Source organism: Rubellimicrobium roseum, assembly GCF_006152145.1.
Lineage (GTDB): Bacteria > Pseudomonadota > Alphaproteobacteria > Rhodobacterales > Rhodobacteraceae > Rubellimicrobium > Rubellimicrobium roseum.
Genome location: NZ_VDFV01000002.1, coordinates 45,411 through 60,577 on the forward strand (window position 1 = coordinate 45,411; position 15,167 = coordinate 60,577).

Genomic DNA, 15,167 nt, shown 5'->3' on the forward strand with positions numbered 1-15,167 from the left:
CACCCCCATGGACCATTTCCTTTATCGTGACGGCGAGCTCTGGGCGGAGGACGTGCCGCTGGCCGAGATCGCCGCGGCCGTGGGCACTCCAGTTTACGTCTATTCCGCGGCCACGCTGCTGCGGCACCTGAGCCTCTTCGACGAGGCGCTGAAGGGGATGCCGCACCTCGTCTGCTTCGCAGTCAAGGCGCTGTCGAACGTCGCGGTTCTCAAGCTTCTGGGCGACGAGGGCGCGGGCATGGACGTGGTGTCCGAGGGCGAGTACCGCCGGGCCCGCGCGGCCGGCGTGCCGGGCGAGCGGATCGTCTTTTCCGGCGTGGGCAAGACGCGCGGGGAGATGCGGACGGCGCTGATCGGCGGCATCCGGCAGTTCAACCTCGAGTCCGAGCCCGAGATGCGGGCGCTGAGCGAGGTGGCGACCTCGCTGGGCGTGGTCGCGCCGGTCGCGATCCGTGTGAACCCGGACGTGGACGCGAAGACCCACGCCAAGATCGCCACGGGCAAGAGCGAGAACAAGTTCGGCATCCCCATCGCCAAGGCACGCGAGGCCTATGCCGAGGCGGCCTCGCTGCCGGGCCTGAAGGTCGTGGGGATCGACGTCCATATCGGCTCGCAGCTCACCGACCTCGCGCCCTTCGAGGCGGCCTACCGCAAGGTGGCGGAGTTGACGGAGGTGCTGCGCGCGGACGGGCACGAGATCACGCGGCTGGATCTGGGCGGGGGCCTCGGCATCCCCTACACGCGCTCGAACGAGGTGCCGCCGCTGCCCTCGGACTACGGCGACGTGATCCGGCGCACGGTCGGGCACCTGGGCTGCGAGATCGAGATCGAGCCCGGGCGGCTGATCGCCGGCAACGCGGGTGTGCTTCTGTCGCGCGTGATCTACGTGAAGGAGGGAGAAGGGCGCGACTTCCTGATCCTGGATGCGGCGATGAACGACCTTGTGCGGCCCGCGATGTACGACGCGCATCACGACATCGTCCCGGTGCGCGAGCCCGCGGCGGGCGATGGCCTGCGGGCCTTCGACGTCGTGGGGCCGGTCTGCGAGACGGGTGACACCTTCGCCCGCGCGCGGACGCTGCCCGCGTTCCGAGAAGGGGATCTCGTCGCGTTCCGGTCCGCGGGGGCCTATGGGGCGGTGATGGCGAGCGAGTACAACTCGCGCCCGCTGATCCCCGAGGTGCTGGTCCAGAGGGATCAATTCGCCGTCATACGCGCCCGAACGAGCTATGACGAGATGATCGGGAGGGATAGCATCCCCGCATGGCTCTAGCGCCCCAAGGCCCGTCCTCCCGCCCGGACCGGGGTTCCGCCCCGGATGCCCTCCCTCGCCTCTCCCGGCAGTTGCGGCTGACGCGGCTCGGGCTGACGGCCGAGCGCTTCGCTCGCGCCTTCTGGCCGCTCTGGACGGTGCTGGCGCTGGTCGCCGCGGGGCTGATGACGGGCTGGCAGGACGATCTGCCGCTGGAGGCGGTCTGGGGCGGGTCGGTGGCGCTGGCGCTGGGCGCGGGCGCGGCCCTGGCCTGGGGGATCTGGTCCTTCCGCGTGCCCACGCGGGCCGAGGCGATGGAGCGGCTCGACGCCACCATGCCGGGCCGCCCCCTGGCCGCGCTGCGCGATGCGCAGGCGGTGGGGGCGAACGATCCGGCCTCGCGCGCGGTCTGGGAGGCGCACCTCGCGCGGATGGCCCGGCGGGCCGAGGGCGCGAAGGCCCCCTCGCCCGACCTGCGGCTCGCGGCGCGCGACCCTTATGGCCTGCGCTACGTGGCGGCGATCCTGCTCGCGGCGGGGCTCCTGTTCGGCTCGGCCTGGAAGGCGGCCGAAGTGCCGGGGCTGGGCGGCGTCGGCGGGGGCCAGGACCTCGCGCAGGGACCCGTCTGGGAGGGCTGGATCGCGCCGCCCGCCTATACGGGCAAGCCGCAGCTTTACCTCGCGGACCTGGCGCCCGGCGTGATCGAGGTGCCGCAGGGCAGCCGCGTGACCCTTCGCCTCTACGGCGAGGTGGGGGCGCTGGCGCTCGACGAGACGGTGTCGGGCCGCACGGGCGAGGTCGAGACGGCCACCGCGCCCGAGCAGGCCTTCGACATCGTCCAGCCGGGCACCATCGCCATCGAGGGGCGCGGCGGGGCCGAGTGGCAGGTGCGCCTGCTGCCCGATGCCCTTCCCTCGGTCGAGGTCGCGGGGCCGGTGGAAGCCGACGCCATGGGCGAGATGGCCCAGCCTTTCCGCGCCTCCGACGACTACGGCGTGGCGGCCGGCACGGCGACGATCGCTCTCGACGTGGACGCGGTGGCGCGCGAGCATGGCCTCGTGGCCGAGCCCGACGCGCGGGAGCCTCTGGTGCTGGATCTGCCCATGCCCTTCACGGGCGACCGGGCGCAGTTCGAGGAAAGCCTCGTCGACAACCTGTCCGAGCATCCCTTTGCCAACCTGCCGGTCACGCTGACGCTGCGCGTGACCGACGTCGCGGGCCAGGAGGCGCAGGCCGAGCCGGTGGCCATGACCCTGCCGGGGCGGCGCTTCTTCCAGCCGGTCGCCCGCGCGGTGATCGAGCAGCGGCGCGACCTGCTGTGGTCGCGCGACAACGCCCGGCGGGTGACGCAGGTCCTGCGGGCCATCGCCCACCGGCCCGAGGAGCTGTTTCCCGACCGCGCCGTCTACCTGCGGCTGAGCTACACCATCCGCCGGCTCGACGCGCGGGCCGATGCCGGCACGATGACGCCCGAGGAGCAGGACGAGATCGCCAAGGCGCTCTGGGATCTTGCCGTGCAGCTTGAGGACGGCACGCTGCGCGACGCGCGCGAGCGGCTGGAGCGGGCGCAGGAGCGCTTGGCCGAGGCCATGCGGAACGGCGCCTCGCAGGAGGAGATCCAGCAGCTCATGGACGAGCTGCGCGATGCGACCGAGCAGTACCTGTCCATGCTGGCGCAGAACGCGCAGCCGCAGGAAGGCGACGGCACCGACCAGCCGCAGAGCGCGCAGGGCGAGAACCAGGAGGTCACGCAGGACCAGATCCAGGCGCTCATGGACCGCATCCAGGAGCTGATGGAAGAGGGCCGCATGGCCGAGGCGGCCGAGCTCATGGAGCAGCTCAACCAGCTCATGCAGAACCTGCAGGTCACGCAGGGCCAGGGTCAAGGCGACGGGCCGCAGACGCCCGGGCAGCAGTCGATGCAGGAGTTGCAGGAATCGCTGCGCGAGCAGCAGGAGCTTTCGGACGAGGCCTTCCGCGACCTGCAGGAGCAGTTCGGCCAGCAGCAGGGCCAGCAGGGTCAACAAGGTCAGCAACCGGGGCAGCCCGGCCAGCAACCGGGGCAGCAGCAAGGCCAGCAGCCCGGCCAGCAGGGGCAGAACGGCCGGGGCCAGCCGGACGGCAACCAGCCGGGCCAAGGTCAGGGCCAGGGCGACGACCCGGCCGGGCAACTGGCCGACCGCCAGCAGGCGCTGCGCAACGAGATCGCGCGCCAGCGCGGGGAGTTGCCGGGCCTGACCGGGGACGCCGCCGAGGCGACCCGGCGGGCGCTGGAGGACGCCGAGGGCGCGATGGACCGGGCCGAGGAGGCGCTTCGGCAGGACGACCTGGGCGAGGCCCTCGACCAGCAGGCCGAAGCGATGGATTCGCTGCGCGAAGGGATGCGCAACCTCGGGCAGGCGCTGGCCGAGAACGGGCGGGCCGAGGAGGAGCCGAACCAGCAGGCCGGCCAGGGTGAGGAAGGCGGCCGTCCGGTGCCCGGCCGCCGCGACCCGCTGGGGCGGCAACTGGGCGAAGGCCCCGGCATCGGCACGGACGAGCAGATGACCGACGGCGAGGACGTCTACCGCCGTGCCGAGGAACTTCTGGCCGAGATCCGGCGGCGCGCAGCCGAGCAGGAGCGTCCGAAGGTCGAGCTCGACTATCTCAAGCGGCTGCTGGAGCGGTTCTGACCGCTCACTCCGCGGCGGCGGGCTGGGCCTCGGGCGGCAGGCCCGAGGTCAGGAAGCTCTCGACCTGTCCGTCGAGCCAGTCGCGCCCGCGGTCCACGGCCTCGGCGTAGGGGTCGAGAACCGTGGCCGAGGCAGGCAGCGCCTCGACGATCTGCGGCCGGAGCAGGTAGAGGCCTGCCAGGATCAGCAGCACCACGAGCGCCGACCAGAAGCCCGAGGCGAAGCTCGACCGCCGCCGGCGCGGGGGATCGAAGGGCGCGAGGCGGTCGCTGCGCCGCTCGGTCGTGGGTCGCAGGGTCGCGTTCATCGCCTCGGGATCGACTTGGCGCTCGGGACGGCGCGGAGGACGCGGCGTGGCGGCGACGGTCACGGCCGCCAGAGCCGGGGCAGGAGTCGGAGCCGGAGTGGCGGGCTCTGCGGCGGGCTCGGGCGCCGGCTCGGCCACGGGCGGGCGGCGACGGAGCGCGGCCCCGATGGCGTCGGGGCCATCCTCGGGCAGGGCGGCGGGGGGGCGGTCGGTAAGAGCGATGCGGGCCACCTCGGCCGACGGCCCCGTCGGAGCGCCCCGCGCGGAGGCCTCCTCGGCGCGGGCGCGGGCCTCGCGCTGGGCCTCGGCCCGGAGGATCTCGATGGCCATGGGCGAGGCCGCGGGACGGGGCGGGGACTGGAGCACGGGCGCGGCCTCGACATCGGCGATGTCGTCGGCCTCCTCGCCGTCGTCATCGGCGCGGGGCACCTCATCCCAAGGCTCGGGCGCCGGGGCCGCCGCGGCGCCCGGCTCGTGCCAGCGATGGCTGCAGGCCGAGCATTGCACGTCCCGCCCCTCTGGCGGGATCGCGTCGGGCGGCACCTCGTACTGCGCGTTGCAATTCGGGCAGGTCAGCCGCATCGCGTGTCCCCTTCTCCTTACGCCGGCGCCAGCCTTAACGGGGCATTGCGGCAAGGCCAAGGAGAGGCCGAGGCGCGCATTGAAACCCCGCGCGACCTGCGGCAGAAGGGCCAGCGGGCGATGGGGCCCCAAGGGCGAGGGGGCGGCCCGGTGATCGAGTTCCAGAGCGTCGGTTACGGCTATGGCGGGCGGACGCTGTTCCAGGGCCTGTCGATGGCGCTTGCGCCCGGCTCCTTCCATTTCCTGACGGGGCCTTCGGGCGCGGGCAAGACCACGCTGCTCAAGCTCTGCTACGGCGAGCTGGTGGCGCCGCAGGGCCGGGTGATGCTATGGGGCCGGAACGCCGGTGCCATGGATCGCGATGCGGTGGCCCTGGCGCGGCGGCGCATCGGGATCGTGCACCAGGACTGCCAGTTCCTCGACCACCTGCCGGTGGCCGAGAACATCCTCCTGCCGCTGACCGTGGCGGGCCGGCAGGCCGAGGGAGACGCCAACCTGCGCGAGCTTCTGGCCTGGGTGGGGCTGACGCAGCAGGCCGGGCAGCTTCCGCCCGAGCTGTCGGGAGGCGAGAGGCAGCGCGCGGCGCTGGCGCGGGCCGTCATCACCTCGCCCGACGTGATCCTGGCCGACGAGCCCACGGGCAACCTCGACTGGGAGATGTCGCAACGGCTGCTTACGCTGCTCATCGAACTCAATCGGATGGGCAAGGCGGTGCTGATCGCCACGCACGACCTGAACCTGATCCGCGCCGCCAAGGCGCAGGTGGCGACGCGCATCCTGCGCCTGCGCGACGGCCGGCTCCAGCAGGCGGGGGCGGACCTGTGAATCGCCTTGCGCCGATCCTGCGGACGACCCTCGCCCTGCTCGGGCAGCTGCCCGCGCGGGCGGCGTGGCACGGGCGGCGGGCCCTGGCCTTCCTCGCCGGGGACCCGCAGGCCGACCGCGCGGTGCCGCCCACGGGCTTCACCGCCTGGCTCACGCTGCTGACGGCCGGGGCCATGGCCTTTCTGGCGGTCTTCGCCCTGGCGCTGGCCTTGGCCACCGACCGACTGGCCGACCGCTGGGGCGCGGAGCTGGCGCAGACCGCCACGCTGCGGCTGTCCGCCCCCGGCGAGGAGCTGGCCGCGCAGACGGCCGCCGCGCTGCGCGTGCTGGAGCAGACCCCCGGCGTGGCCCAGGCGCGGGCCCTGACGCCCGAGGAGAACCAGGCGCTGCTCGAGCCTTGGCTCGGCCCCGACCTGCCCCTTGAAAGCCTGCCCGTGCCGCAACTGGTGGAGATCACGTTGGACGGCGGGGACTTCGACGCCGCAGGCCTGCGCGCGCGGCTGGAGGCCGAGGTGCCGGGCGCGGTGCTCGACGACCATACCCGCTGGCGCGCGCCGCTGATCGAGGCGGCGGGGCGGCTTCGGGGGCTTGGGGTGCTGTCGCTCCTGCTCATCGCCGCCTCGACGGGGGCGATGATCACACTGGCGGCGCAGGCGGCGCTCGCGGCCAATGCGCAGGTGATCCGGGTTCTGCGGCTGGTGGGCGCGCGCGACATCTACATCGCGCGCGCCTTCGTGCGCCGATTCACGCTGCGGGCGGCCTGGGGCGCTGGCGCGGGGACACTGGCCGGGATCGTCGCGGTCTGGCTCCTGCCCTCGGCCGACACCGCGGGCGGGTTCCTGACGGGCTTAGGCTTCCAGGGGGCGGGGTGGCTCGCGCCGCTCCTCATCCCCGTCCTCGTGGCCGTCATGGCCTTCGCCGCCACGCGGGCCGCCGCGCTCCGCAGCCTGAGAGCGCAATCGTGACCGCACCTGCCCGCCCCGTCCGGGGCCTCCTGTTCAAGCTGGTCATCTACGCGGCCATGCCCTTCGTCGGGCTGGCCTACCTGCCCTGGGCGCTGGCCAGCCGCGAGGGCGCAGTGGCCGCCTGCCACGCCTGGTGCCGCATCGTCCGCTGGGCCGCGCGCGTGATCGTGGGCCTTGAGACGGAGGTGCGCGGCACGCCGCCCACAAGCGAGGTGCTGGTCGCGGCCAAGCACCAGAGCTTCCTCGACATCATCCTGATCTACGGCGCCGTGCCGCGCGGCAAGTTCATCATGAAGAAGGAGCTGGTCTGGATGCCGATCCTGGGCCAGTTCGCGCTTCGCATCGGCTGCATTCCCGTGGACCGCGGCAAGCGAGGGCAGGCGATTCGCAAGATGCTGGCGGATGTCGCGACGGGGCGGGCCGATCCGGGGCAGCTCATCATCTACCCGCAGGGCACGCGGCTCGCCCCCGGGGTCAAGGCGCCCTACAAGCCGGGAACGGCAGCGCTTTATGGCGAACTGGGCCAGCCCTGCGTGCCAGTGGCCTGCAACGTCGGGCTATTCTGGCCGCGGGCCGGCCACGCGCTGCGGCCGGGCCGGGCCGTGGTGGAGTTCCTGGAGCCCATCCCGCCGGGCCTGCCCTCGGCCGAGTTCCTCAGGCGGCTGGAGGCGGAGGTGGAGCCCGCCTCGGACCGGCTGATGGCCGAGGCGGGGTTCCGGGCCTGAGCCTCAGGCCGCGAGGCCCTTGGCCCCCATGCCGAGGAACTTGCGGCGACGGCCGTCGCGCAGCTCGCGCCCGGGCTTGCCCACGAGGTCGGCCAGCGCCTGCCCCACCACCTCGCCCACGGTCTGGATCGTGGCGTGCTTGTCGCGGTGTGCGCCGCCCAGGGGCTCGCGGATGATCCGGTCGATCACGCCCAGACGATCGAGGTCCTGGGCCGTCATCCGCAGAGCCTCGGCCGCCTCGCGCATCTTCTCGCTGTCCTTCCAGAGGATCGAGGCGCAGCCTTCGGGCGAGATCACCGAATAGATCGAATGTTCGAGCATCAGCACGCGGTTGGCGGTGGCGAAGGCCACGGCGCCGCCCGAGCCGCCCTCGCCGATGACGACGCTGACCACCGGGACCTCGACCTCCAGGCACTTCTCGGTCGAGCGGGCGATGGCCTCGGCCTGGCCACGCTCCTCGGCGCCCTTGCCGGGGTAGGCGCCGGGCGTGTCCACGATCGTCACGACCGGCAGGCCGAACCGGTGCGCGAGGTCCATGAGGCGAATCGCCTTGCGATAGCCCTCGGGCCGGGCCATGCCGAAGTTGTGATGGATGCGGCTTTTCGTGTCGTGGCCCTTCTCGTGGCCGATCACCACGATGGGCTGCGCGCCGAGCCGCGCGAGGCCGCCCATCACCGCGTGGTCGTCCGCGAAGTTGCGATCGCCGGCGAGGGGCGTGTAGTCGGTGAGCAGGCCCTCGAAATAGTCCTTGCAATGGGGCCGGTCGGGGTGGCGCGCGACCTGCGCCTTCTGCCAGGCGGTGAGGCCGCCGTAGATCTGCGCGAGCATTTCCTGGGCCTTGCGGTCGAGGCCTGCGGCCTCCTTCTCGACGTCCATGCCGGGATTCGAGCGGGCCAGCGCGCGCAGCTCCTCGGCCTTGCCCTCGATCTCGGCCAGGGGTTTCTCGAATTCGAGGTAGTTCATGGGCGCTCTCCCGCTGGATCGAGGAGGGGATATGGCGAAGCGGGGCGGAGGATGCAACTCGGCTGAAAGGGTCAGGCGGGAGCGGGCCGGGGGACGTCGGACCGGTCGCCGGGGTTCCGGCGCGGGCCGGCGCAGGCTTGATCGAGGCCGCAGCCTTCACAGGTTGGCGACGGCCGGTTGGGCGACCCCGGACGGATCACGGCATCGGGCGCGAAGAGGCAGCGGTTGCGGCCGGCGTGCTTGGCGGCATAGAGCGCGGCGTCGGCGCGGGCGGTGAGCGCGTCCAGCATGCCCGGCGGACCATAGGCGCCCCCGAGGCTGGCGGTCACGGCGACGGTCCCGCCCCCGGGCAGGGTGAAGGGTTCGGCGCGGATGGCCTCGCACAGGCGGCGGGTGGCGACGCTGGCACCCGGGGGTGCCAGGCCCGGAAGGAAGGCGCCGATCTCCTCGCCGCCCAGCCGGGCGAGGAGATCGCCCTGACGGAGGACCGCCGCGAGGCGCGCGCCCAGGCTGCGCAGGATCACGTCGCCCGCGGGATGGCCATACCGGTCGTTGATCCGCTTGAAGTGGTCGATGTCGATAATCAGGAGCGCTCCGTCCTGGCCGGCCGGGAGGCGGCTCATGGCCTCCTGGAAGCCGCGCCTGTTGAGGAGGCCCGTCAGGGGGTCGTGAAAGGCGTCGCGCAGCAACGCCGCGCGGGTGGCATGGGCGCAGCGCTCCCGCTCGATCAGCGAGCCCACCACCAGGACGCCCGCGATGTGGACCGGCAGGAGCACGGGCCCCATGGCAGCGAGGACCTGGATGGCGAGCGGGCCGGGGAGCAGGAGGAGGGCCAGGAGATGAAGGCTGCTGAGCAGCGCCAAGGCGATCATCGCCCGAAGCCCGCGGTACCCGGACCCGAGCGTCCAGCGGTCCCAGAGATATCCCGCAAGGCCCGCGAGGATCAAACCCAGCGCGCCCACCTGTGCGCCCTGCCCGCCGATGTCGAGCCGCATGGCGGCGGCCAGCCCCACGGCCGCCAGAGAGCCGCGCCAGCCCAGGAAAGCCCCGGCCAAGGTCACGGGTAGATGGCGCAGGTCGACGAAGACCCCTTCGGCCACCAGGATGGGGTCCTGCATCGCCAGCATCGCCGCGAGGCCGAAGAGCACCCCCAGGGCGGCGCGGCTGCCTGCGGAGCCGCCGAATCGGCGCAGCACCGAGCCATAGGCGACCGCCAGCAGCGCGATGAGTGCGATGCTGCCGGAGATGTCCTTGAGGGTGGCCGCCATCGAGATCACCGGTTCGCCCGCTTCCGTCCTTGGGCGGCAGGCTACCGGAAGGCCTTTACCAAAGCCTTAACGTCGCCCGTCACAGGAGGGTGTGGGTTCGCCCGGTCTCGATTCCACGCCAGCTGCGCTGGGCTCCGGCGGTGAGGCGCTCGGCGACGGGGTGGCCCGCGTCCAGCACGCCCAGCCGCACGAGGAGCGCGGCGATCGTGGCCTCGGAGGCGCGGGTCGCGCCGTCCGCGATCTTGAGCGCGACGCCGAGGGAGCGCTCGGGAAGGATGGCCACGAAGACGCCTTCGGCCCCGGTCTTGATCGCGGCGCGGCCCTCGCAGGCGCGCATGAGGTCGGTGCAGGCGCGCCGCTCTCCGGCCACCAGCTCGGGATGGGCGATCATCGCCTGGGTCAGGCGCTGCATGGCCCCGGCGCGGGCACCGCCACGGGCCCCGGCGGAGGCGAAGGCGGCCATGGCCCGGCCGAGGCCGGCGAGCGTCCCCGCGAAGTTAGGGGCCGAGCAGCCGTCCACACCCCAGCCGGCGGCGGCCTCGCCGGCCGTCTCCTCGAAGGCGGCGTGGCAGGCCTGCTGCACGGGGTGGTCGATCTCCACGTATTCGGGACCGGCGCCAAGGTGCCGGGCCAGCGTCAGGAAGCCCGCGTGCTTGCCCGAGCAGTTGTTGTGGATCTGGCAGGGCCGTTCGCCCGCGCGCACCAGCGCCTCGGCCGTGGGCCGGTCCGAGGGCATGTGCGCGCCGCAGCGCAGGTCGGCCTCGGAGAGCCCGAGGTCCGAGAGCCAGGCCGCGACGCGGTCGGTGTGCATGGGCGCGCCCTGGTGGGAGGCGCAGGCCAGCGCGAGATGCTCGGGGGTCAGGCCCCGCGCGTCGGCGGCGCCGGACTCCACGAGCGGCAGCGCCTGGAGCATCTTGGAGGAGGAGCGCGGATAGACGATCGCGTCAGGGTCGCCCCAGGCCTCGACCACCTGCCCCGTGCCGTCGCAGACGACCGCGTGGCCCTTGTGGACCGATTCGAGAAGATCGCCCCGCCAGATCTCCACCAGATCGACCGCCGCCATGCCGTTCTCCGCCCTTGACCTGCCCCGCCAAGACGTGACCGCACTGGGGTTTGCCCCTTCGGTCCGCGGGTGCTATGGGGGCTCCTATCGGGTTGGATGAGCCCCCGCCAGCCGCAAACGGCGCCACGCAGCCGCGCCGGGCGGCCCCGGGCTGCGGCGGGAATGTGGACTGGAGGCAGACGAACAATGACCAAGACCCTCTCGCGGCTCGGGACGATCGCCCTGGCCGCCCTCGTCGCAGGCGGCGCCTGGGCGCAGGAGCAGAGCACGAACCGCGTGGCGGCCAGCACCGACTGGTCCGTGTTCCAGGAAACCGACCCGACCGAATGCTTCGCGGTCTCGGCGCCCAAGGCGCAGGAGAACACCCGCGACGGACAGCCGGTCGAGGTGTCGCGCGGCGAGACGCTGCTCTTCGTCTTCTATCGCCCCTCCGAGGGCGTGAACGGGCAGGTCACCTTCACCGGCGGCTACCCCTTCGCGGCGAGCTCGACGGTGACGCTGGACATTGCGGGCACGCAGTATCAGCTCTTCACCGAGGGTGAATGGGCATGGCCCGCGACCCCGGAGGAGGACACTCGCATCGTCGAGGCGCTCAAGGGCGGCTCGGAGGCGACGCTCACCGGCCAGTCGGGCCGCGGCACCGTCACGCGCGACACCTTCTCGCTTCTCGGCTTCACCTCGGCGGTGGACGAGGCGCAGGGCCGCTGCGCCGGCTGACGCGCGGCCAGCGGTCGCAAGAGATCCGGGCCGGTTTCCCTTGGAAGCCGGCCTTTTCGTTGCTATGTGCGGGACCTTCCCTTCCGAGGCCGCCATGACGCTTTCCGCCCCCATCACGCAGGACGTCCACACCATTCCGCGCAAGCTGCCGGAGGGGCCGGTGAACCTCGTGGGCCTGACGCGCGATCAGATGCGCGAGGCCTTCGTCACCGCCGGCACGCCCGATCGCCAAGCGAAGATGCGCGTGAACCAGGTCTGGCAATGGGTCTACCATTGGGGCGTGCGCGACTTCACCCAGATGACCAACCTCGCCAAGGACTACCGCGCGCTCCTGGCCCGGCACTTCGTGGTGGAGATCCCCGAGATCGTGTCCAGGCAGGTCTCGTCGGATGGCACCCGCAAGTACCTCGTGCGCATCGCGGGCGGTCACGAAGTGGAAACGGTCTATATCCCGGAAGAGGATCGGGGCACGCTCTGCGTGTCGTCCCAGGTGGGCTGCACGCTGACCTGCTCGTTCTGCCATACGGGCACGCAGAAGCTGGTGCGGAATCTCACCGCCGGAGAGATCGTGGGTCAGATCCTGCTGGCCCGCGACGACCTGGGCGAATGGCCGGTGCCCGGCGCGCCCAAGGACGAGACGCGGCTTCTGTCAAACATCGTGCTGATGGGCATGGGCGAGCCGCTCTACAACTTCGACTCCGTGCGCGACGCGATGCGGATCGCCATGGACGGCGAGGGGATCGCCCTGTCGCGGCGGCGGATCACGCTGTCGACGAGCGGAGTGGTGCCCGAGATCGCGCGGACCGCGACCGAGATCGGCTGCAACCTTGCCGTGTCGTTCCACGCGACGACCGACGAGGTGCGCGACGTGCTCGTGCCCATCAACAAGAAGTGGAACATCGCGACGCTGCTCGATGCGCTGCGGGAGTATCCGAACCTGTCGAACTCGGAGCGGATCACCTTCGAGTACGTGATGCTGGACGGGGTGAACGACACGGACGAGGACGCGCGGCGGCTGGTGAAGCTGATCGAGGGCATCCCGGCCAAGATCAACCTGATCCCCTTCAACGAATGGCCCGGCGCGCCCTACAGGCGCAGCTCGAACAACCGCATCCGGACCTTTGCGGACATCATCTACAAGGCGGGCTATGCCTCGCCCATCCGCACGCCGCGCGGCGAGGACATCATGGCGGCCTGCGGGCAGCTCAAGTCCGCGACCGAGCGGGCGCGCAAGTCCCGCGCCCAGATCGCCGCCGAGGCGGGGGTCACGCAGGCCTGAGGGCTGGCATGGCGACCCTCCCTTCGATAGAAGCAATTCGATCAGGGGAGGGACGGCCATGCAGATCACGCTCAACAAGATCGCCTTCGACGTGAAGCCGGTGGGCGCGCCGCTGCGGGGGGCGCTGCTCGCGGACCCGGCCATCAAGCGGGCCGCGCTGCGCCCGGTCTGGAGCTGGGACAAGGCCGCGCAGAAGGGCACCTACGCCGTCGACCCCCTGCCCGACCAGTCGCTGGCCATGCCCATGGGCGTGAGCGTCTTCGTGGCCAAGCCCGGCCTGAACGGCGTGGGGCCCCAGAAGGCCGACGGGCCCACGCAGAAGATGGGCGAGCGCATCCTCGAAGCCGTGGGGGCCAAGACCTTCGGGCAGGTGATGCAGGCCGTGGCCCGCGTCACGGGCGTGCCCCGGCGCAAGATCCCCTTCGAGGCCTTCGCGCCGCTCAACGACAAGACCGACTACACGATCCTGCTCCAGAGCGACTTCTCGGTGCTGGAGCTGGCCAACGCCGGTCGCAACCTGTCGGCCTTCGTCTTCCTGCCGGGGATCGTCACCTTCGCCCATGTCACGCGGGAGCCGGTCGAGGGCGCCCTGCATCCGGGCTCGGTGCGGCCGGGCTACATCCTCCCGCCGGGCACGCAGGCCGCCATGACCATGCGCCGCATGGCCGTGGCCAAGCGCCTGATGGAGATGCAGGCCGAGCTGGGCGACCTGAAGCCCGCCGATCTCGCGATCGACGACCCCCGCCGGGCCACGGTCAGCCGGCTCGGGGCGGAGTGGAAGGTGCTCCAGCCGAAGCCCGCGCAGGCGGCCTGACCTCGATCCAGCGTCTTCGATGGCCCAGCCCTTCGGCTGGGCCGTTCGGCCTTAGCCGCGGTGCGCGGGCGGCCAGTCCGCCGTGTCGTGGTCGGGATGCTGCCGGTTGGTGGCGGCGATCCGGGGGATGTAGCCCCGCTCGTCGTCCGCATCGGTCGGCGAGCCCGGCAGGTCGGGCAGATGCCCGAACCAGGGCAGGCGGCTTTCGGTCCCGTACTGGACGACGGGAGGCACGAGGTCCGGGCGGTCCAGCGCGCCGGCCATGACACCCAACCCGTCGTCCTCGGGGTAGTCGAAGATCAGGGGCGTGCCGCAGTCCCGGCAGAAACCCCGGCGCGCGAGGGCGGAGCTGGCGAACCAGGCGATCGCGCCGCGGGTGACGCGGAAGGCGGCCTTGGGCACCGGGCAGATCGTGGCGAAGGGCCCGCCCACCGCCTTTTGGCACATCCGGCAGTGGCAGACGTGGACGTTCTCGGGCCGGGCGTCGAGGGCGAAGCGGATGGCGCCGCATTAGCAGCCGCCGGTCATCGCGTCGGGTCGGTCGTCGCTCATGAGGGCCTCCCGCAGGGTCGGGCCGGGGACGCGGCGTCCCCGGCCCCAAGAGTCAGGCGAGGAGAGCCTGCGCCTCCTCGGCCGAGAGCGCGGCGGGGCGCTCGCAGGTCGTGGTCATGTCCACGAAGCGCCGCTCCTCGCCGGAGCGCAGGATACCGGTCATCACGTCGACCACATGGACCGCGAGGTCGATGTCGCAGCGGTGCTTGCGCCCTTCCTCGATGGCCTGGACCATGTCCGCGAGGCCCGCGCCGCGCCAGTTGGCGAGCGTGCGGCCATCGCCGGTGGTGAAGTTGGCCTGTGCGAACGGGTGATCGGTCGCGGGCAGCGCCTCGATGTCGCCCTCGCCGCCCAGTTCCACCGTGCCGCCGAAGAAGTTCGGGTCAGGCACGAAGAGTGAGGCCGTCTCGCCGTAAAGCTCCATGTTGGCGTGGCGGTTCTTCCAGACATCCCAGGAGGCGCCCAGCGTCACCGTTGCGCCGTTCCGGAACTCCAGGATCGCGTGGATGTCGGTGGGCGTCGTGACCTGCAGCACCTCGCCGTTCCGGGGGCCGTTCTGGATGGTGCGGGTCGGCAGGCCCGCCTTGGCCATGGCCGTCACGGACTTCACCGGTCCGATGAGCTGGACGAGGTTGGTGATGTAGTAGGGCCCCATGTCCAGGATCGGCCCACCGCCGGGCGCGAAGAAGAAGTCGGGGTTCGGGTGCCACCTCTCCATGCCATGGCCCATGACATGGGCGGTGCCGCCCAGGATGCGGCCCGTGCGGCCGTCGTCGATGGCCGCCCGCGCCTGCTGGTGGCTGCCCCCCAGGAAGGTGTCGGGCGCCGAGCCCACGCGGAGGTTGCGCGAGGCGGCGAGGTCGCGGAGTTGCTCGCCCTCGTCCAGAGACAGGACGAGCGGCTTTTCCGAGTACGCGTGCTTGCCGGCTTCGAGGATCTGGCGCGACACCTCGTAGTGAACCGCCGGGACGGTGAGGTTCACGATCACGTCGATGTCCGAGGCCGCGAGCAGATCCTCGACCGTGTCGGCGCGCACGCCGAACTCGGAGGCGCGGGACCGCGCGTTCTCCATGTTGATGTCGGCCACGGCCCTCAGGTCGAGGGCTTTGAACGAGGGAGCGAGCTTGAGATAGGCCGCGGAGATGTTGCCGCAGCCGATGATGCCGACGCCGAGCTTTGCCAT

The 15,167-nt window shown here is 72.1% G+C and carries 14 protein-coding genes; 8 read left to right on the forward strand and 6 right to left on the reverse strand.

Annotation, left to right across the window (positions count from 1 at the left end; all coding sequences use genetic code 11):
- Window positions 1–7 precede the first annotated feature (7 nt).
- Both lysA and FHG71_RS02650 read left to right on the forward strand, forming a co-directional pair.
- On the forward strand, window positions 8–1,273 hold the full coding sequence (lysA, locus tag FHG71_RS02645; RefSeq protein ID WP_139080077.1) for a diaminopimelate decarboxylase: 1,266 nt from the start codon (window positions 8–10) through the stop codon (window positions 1,271–1,273).
- Window positions 1,264–3,924 carry a DUF4175 domain-containing protein gene (locus FHG71_RS02650; RefSeq protein ID WP_139080078.1) on the forward strand — a complete coding sequence of 887 codons (2,661 nt, stop codon included), beginning with the start codon at window positions 1,264–1,266 and terminating at the stop codon, window positions 3,922–3,924. The genes lysA and FHG71_RS02650 overlap by 10 nt, the downstream gene beginning before the upstream one ends.
- 4 nt (window positions 3,925–3,928) lie before the next feature.
- On the opposite strand, the gene FHG71_RS02655 is transcribed toward FHG71_RS02650, so the two are convergent.
- On the reverse strand, window positions 3,929–4,813 hold the full coding sequence (locus FHG71_RS02655; protein ID WP_176559255.1) for a zinc-ribbon domain-containing protein: 885 nt from the start codon (window positions 4,811–4,813) through the stop codon (window positions 3,929–3,931).
- A gap of 150 nt (window positions 4,814–4,963) precedes the next feature.
- Here FHG71_RS02655 and FHG71_RS02660 point away from each other — a divergent pair, with 150 nt between their 5' ends.
- The 3 genes from FHG71_RS02660 to FHG71_RS02670 are packed head-to-tail and all read left to right on the forward strand — an operon-like array spanning window position 4,964 to window position 7,328.
- The gene (locus FHG71_RS02660; protein WP_139080080.1) at window positions 4,964–5,638 is read left to right on the forward strand and encodes a cell division ATP-binding protein FtsE; all 675 of its coding nucleotides are present in this window, start codon (window positions 4,964–4,966) and stop codon (window positions 5,636–5,638) included.
- 47 nt (window positions 5,639–5,685) lie between these two features.
- Entirely contained in the window at window positions 5,686–6,603 is a 918-nt protein-coding gene (locus FHG71_RS02665) for a cell division protein FtsX (protein WP_139080326.1), read from the forward strand.
- 56 nt (window positions 6,604–6,659) lie between these two features.
- Window positions 6,660–7,328, forward strand: a complete 669-nt coding sequence (locus FHG71_RS02670) for a lysophospholipid acyltransferase family protein (RefSeq protein ID WP_139080327.1) — start codon at window positions 6,660–6,662, stop codon at window positions 7,326–7,328.
- Between the two features lie 3 nt (window positions 7,329–7,331).
- Here the strand turns inward: FHG71_RS02670 and FHG71_RS02675 are convergent, their stop codons facing one another.
- The 3 genes from FHG71_RS02675 to FHG71_RS02685 form a co-directional block, all read right to left on the reverse strand.
- On the reverse strand, window positions 7,332–8,291 hold the full coding sequence (locus tag FHG71_RS02675) for an acetyl-CoA carboxylase carboxyltransferase subunit alpha (protein WP_139080081.1): 960 nt from the start codon (window positions 8,289–8,291) through the stop codon (window positions 7,332–7,334).
- A gap of 71 nt (window positions 8,292–8,362) precedes the next feature.
- On the reverse strand, window positions 8,363–9,559 hold the full coding sequence (locus tag FHG71_RS02680; RefSeq protein ID WP_139080082.1) for a diguanylate cyclase domain-containing protein: 1,197 nt from the start codon (window positions 9,557–9,559) through the stop codon (window positions 8,363–8,365).
- Between the two features lie 79 nt (window positions 9,560–9,638).
- Window positions 9,639–10,622: an asparaginase gene (locus tag FHG71_RS02685; RefSeq protein WP_139080083.1), complete on the reverse strand. Its 984-nt coding sequence runs from the start codon at window positions 10,620–10,622 to the stop codon at window positions 9,639–9,641.
- 186 nt (window positions 10,623–10,808) lie between these two features.
- Here FHG71_RS02685 and FHG71_RS02690 point away from each other — a divergent pair, with 186 nt between their 5' ends.
- From FHG71_RS02690 to FHG71_RS02700, 3 genes are all read left to right on the forward strand, one after another.
- The gene (locus FHG71_RS02690) at window positions 10,809–11,339 is read left to right on the forward strand and encodes an invasion associated locus B family protein (RefSeq protein WP_139080084.1); all 531 of its coding nucleotides are present in this window, start codon (window positions 10,809–10,811) and stop codon (window positions 11,337–11,339) included.
- A gap of 94 nt (window positions 11,340–11,433) precedes the next feature.
- Window positions 11,434–12,618: a dual-specificity RNA methyltransferase RlmN gene (rlmN, locus tag FHG71_RS02695; RefSeq protein WP_139080085.1), complete on the forward strand. Its 1,185-nt coding sequence runs from the start codon at window positions 11,434–11,436 to the stop codon at window positions 12,616–12,618.
- A gap of 58 nt (window positions 12,619–12,676) precedes the next feature.
- Complete coding sequence (locus FHG71_RS02700; RefSeq protein WP_139080086.1) at window positions 12,677–13,432, forward strand: hypothetical protein; 756 nt, start codon at window positions 12,677–12,679, stop codon at window positions 13,430–13,432.
- Window positions 13,433–13,483: 51 nt separating this feature from the next.
- Here FHG71_RS02700 and FHG71_RS02705 read toward each other — a convergent pair whose 3' ends face one another.
- Window positions 13,484–13,933: a GFA family protein gene (locus FHG71_RS02705; RefSeq protein WP_281281944.1), complete on the reverse strand. Its 450-nt coding sequence runs from the start codon at window positions 13,931–13,933 to the stop codon at window positions 13,484–13,486.
- A 103-nt stretch (window positions 13,934–14,036) separates the two neighbouring features.
- Window positions 14,037–15,167 carry a Gfo/Idh/MocA family protein gene (locus tag FHG71_RS02710; RefSeq protein ID WP_139080087.1) on the reverse strand — a complete coding sequence of 377 codons (1,131 nt, stop codon included), beginning with the start codon at window positions 15,165–15,167 and terminating at the stop codon, window positions 14,037–14,039.